Consider the following 2,702-nt stretch of genomic DNA (forward strand, 5'->3'; position numbering starts at 1 on the left):
GAGGGTCACACCGCATTCCGTCCGCACACCACCCCATTGGATCATCAAAGCGTGCCAATCAGCCTGTTTCCACACAGGCTCCGCTTGCCAACGGACCAAGACGCAATGTCCGAGAAGTGCCATGAACGGACGTTCTTGGTTCACAAGTTCATTTCGCGGATGCCACAATGAAACGTGCCGCTCCGTGTGACTAGATCGCCGCTGCATCGGTCCGGCATTCGGTAGCAAACGCCACCAGACTTGAGCCACGCCTTCCAGCGTCTGGACGCCCTTACTCGCGATGAGCCAATCACGGGGAGCGTTTCGGCGATAGCTGAAGCGACCTTTGTGTTGGCAGCTTTGTTGCGGCGGCCGCGAGATGGGCTTCCACGCAGCACAATTCCGAAAGTCGTCGCGACATGCTGCCAGGAACGCTCCTCACCGGTAAGCGATCGGTTCTCGAGGTCAATCCAACCCGTCAATCCAGGCCGGCACGGGCAAGTCCCTCGATCAGGCGCGCCCGATCCTCGGCGCGGACGAAAGAAGATGTTGCTCCGACCGCGTCCCGTGAGATGTCAGGGACTAGCGACTTGAGCCGTCCGAGCAAGTCCGTGGCAGCCTCCTGGTTGTCCAGAAGTCCGGCACAGGCCGTGCCGATGACCAGCGGAACCGCGTGGCCGGACCGCAAGCGATGCGCCTCCCGTGCATGACTCAATCCAAGCTCGTAATTCGCGCCCTGGAAGTAAGCCATGGCGTAGTAGAACTGAAAGTCGCCGAGAAAAGCCTCGCGCGGGCTCAGTCTGAGGGCGTAGTCGATGCAAGGAATGGCGTCCGCCGCGCGGCCCCCGTTGGCATGCGCAAGTCCCAACTGGCCGTGTGCAAACGCGGAGTTGGGGTTGATCGCGACAGCCTGGCTGATCGCTGCCATCGCCAGGACATTGTCACGCGTCGCAAAGGCTATCATCGCCTGCGCAAGGTAAGCCCACGGTTCCTTGTCGTCCGCGGCAATGGCTTGTTGGACGATATCCCTGGCAAGGGCCAGGGCGTATCCCATGTCCTCCCACCCCTGGAACGCGCGCCACATCGTAATCCAACCTTTCATGGCGAGCGCCTGGGCATAATCGGGAGCCAGTCCGATTGCCCGATCGAGCAGGGGGAGCATCTTCCGGCTGCTCTCCTCAGACAACTGGGAACACAGGAACACCGCCCGCACGACACATTCCCAGGCATCGAGGCCATGATGCGGCTTGCGGCTTTCGCGGGCATGCTCTGCCGCCAGGAGTTCCGGACCGATGCGGCCGACGACGCTTGCGGTGATTTCGTCCTGAATGGCGAAGATATCGCCGAGGTCGCCGTCGTACCGCTCGGCCCAGAGATGGGCTTCGGAGGCCGCATCGATGAGCTGCGCGGTCACCCTCACGCGGGTGCCGGACTTGCGGACACTCCCCTCGAGAACATAGCGGATCCCGAGTTCGCGCCCGATGGCGCGCACATCCACGGGCTTTCCCTTGTAGGTGAACATCGTGTTGCGGGCGATCACGAAGAAGCCCTTGAGCTTGGATAGCGCGGTGGTGATGTCCTCGGTGAGCCCATCGCTGAAGAAGTCCTGCTCCGGGTCGGCGCTCATGGCGTTGAACGGCAGCACGGCAATGGATGGTCGGTCCGGAAGTGCGGGCCTGGGCGATGCCGTTCGTGCGGTCGTCCCTTCCAGAAGGGGGCGGTACAGTCGCACCGGCCGCTCCATGTTCTTGAGCGCGCGTTCGCCGAGGTACTCGTAGTCGCAGTCAAGCTTGCCCTGGAGGTGATCGTACGCCGTGCCGGAAATGCAAATGCCGCCTGGATCTGCCAGGGTCTGGAGGCGGGCCGCGATGTTGACGCCATCGCCGTAGAGATCCCCATCAACCTCGTGGATCACATCACCGAGATTGACGCCGATCCGGAAGATGATGCGTCGCTCCGTTGGGATATCGGCCTGGTTCTCGGCAACGCCCTTCTGGATGGCGACCGCGCACGCGACGGCATCGACGACCGAGCCGAACTCCACGAGCGCACCGTCGCCCATCAGCTTGACAATACGGCCCTGATGCTCGGCCAGCAGCGGATCGATCACCTCCTGGCGCAGAACCTTCAGGGCCGACAACGTCCCAGCCTCGTCATGTTCGACGAGGCGGGAATAGCCGACGACGTCAGCCGCCAGGATCGCGGCCAGCCGCCGCTCCGCTCTTGCAGTCGCCATGGCTGTCTCTCCCTCAGGAGATCCGCCGGATGAAGCCCAGGCGATTGACGCGACATGCACCATCCGGCTGCCCGACACCGCGACCGTGCTGGTTCATGATACCACTGAGACGGTCATGTGGCGACGCTTCACGAGAGAGCCGCCTTCACCAGGAACAGGATCCGCGAAGCGGTCACTGCAAAGGTCTGTTGCGGTCCAATGGAAGGACGGCGTCATTCGAAGGAAGGTTCGCTTTCGGGACTTCGAACCCACTGGCGCGCTGAACTTGCCGAAGCGGTTTCTTCCGTCGTTGGCGGTGGGAACAATCGCTCCGTCAGCCACGTGTCCCAACCTCAGGATGGTCCGGAGTGGGTCAAAATTTCACATTCTAGCCGCTCAATGAGCGTCAGCTCTTGATCGCTGAAGCGGACTAAGAGCGCCTAACAAAACCGTTTGCATTGGTTGAAGCAAATGAGAGCACATCCAAGCGTGGTGAAGGCCAGATGGA

The 2,702-nt window shown here is 61.9% G+C and carries 1 protein-coding gene; it reads right to left on the reverse strand.

Annotated elements, in window-relative coordinates:
- Positions 1-457: 457 nt before the first annotated feature.
- Positions 458-2,215: an adenylate/guanylate cyclase domain-containing protein gene (locus DC522_RS33025; RefSeq protein WP_116532634.1), complete on the reverse strand. Its 1,758-nt coding sequence runs from the start codon at positions 2,213-2,215 to the stop codon at positions 458-460.
- Between the last annotated feature and the right edge of the window lie 487 nt (positions 2,216-2,702).

Origin of the sequence: Microvirga sp. KLBC 81 (assembly GCF_003075415.1) — a bacterium.
GTDB lineage: Bacteria > Pseudomonadota > Alphaproteobacteria > Rhizobiales > Beijerinckiaceae > Microvirga.

Bases quoted from the DNA above. Each gene is read 5' to 3' on its own strand.
- DC522_RS33025 (WP_116532634.1), bottom strand. From the start codon at position 2,215: ATGGCGACTGCAAGAGCGGAGCGGCGGCTGGCCGCGATCCTGGCGGCT.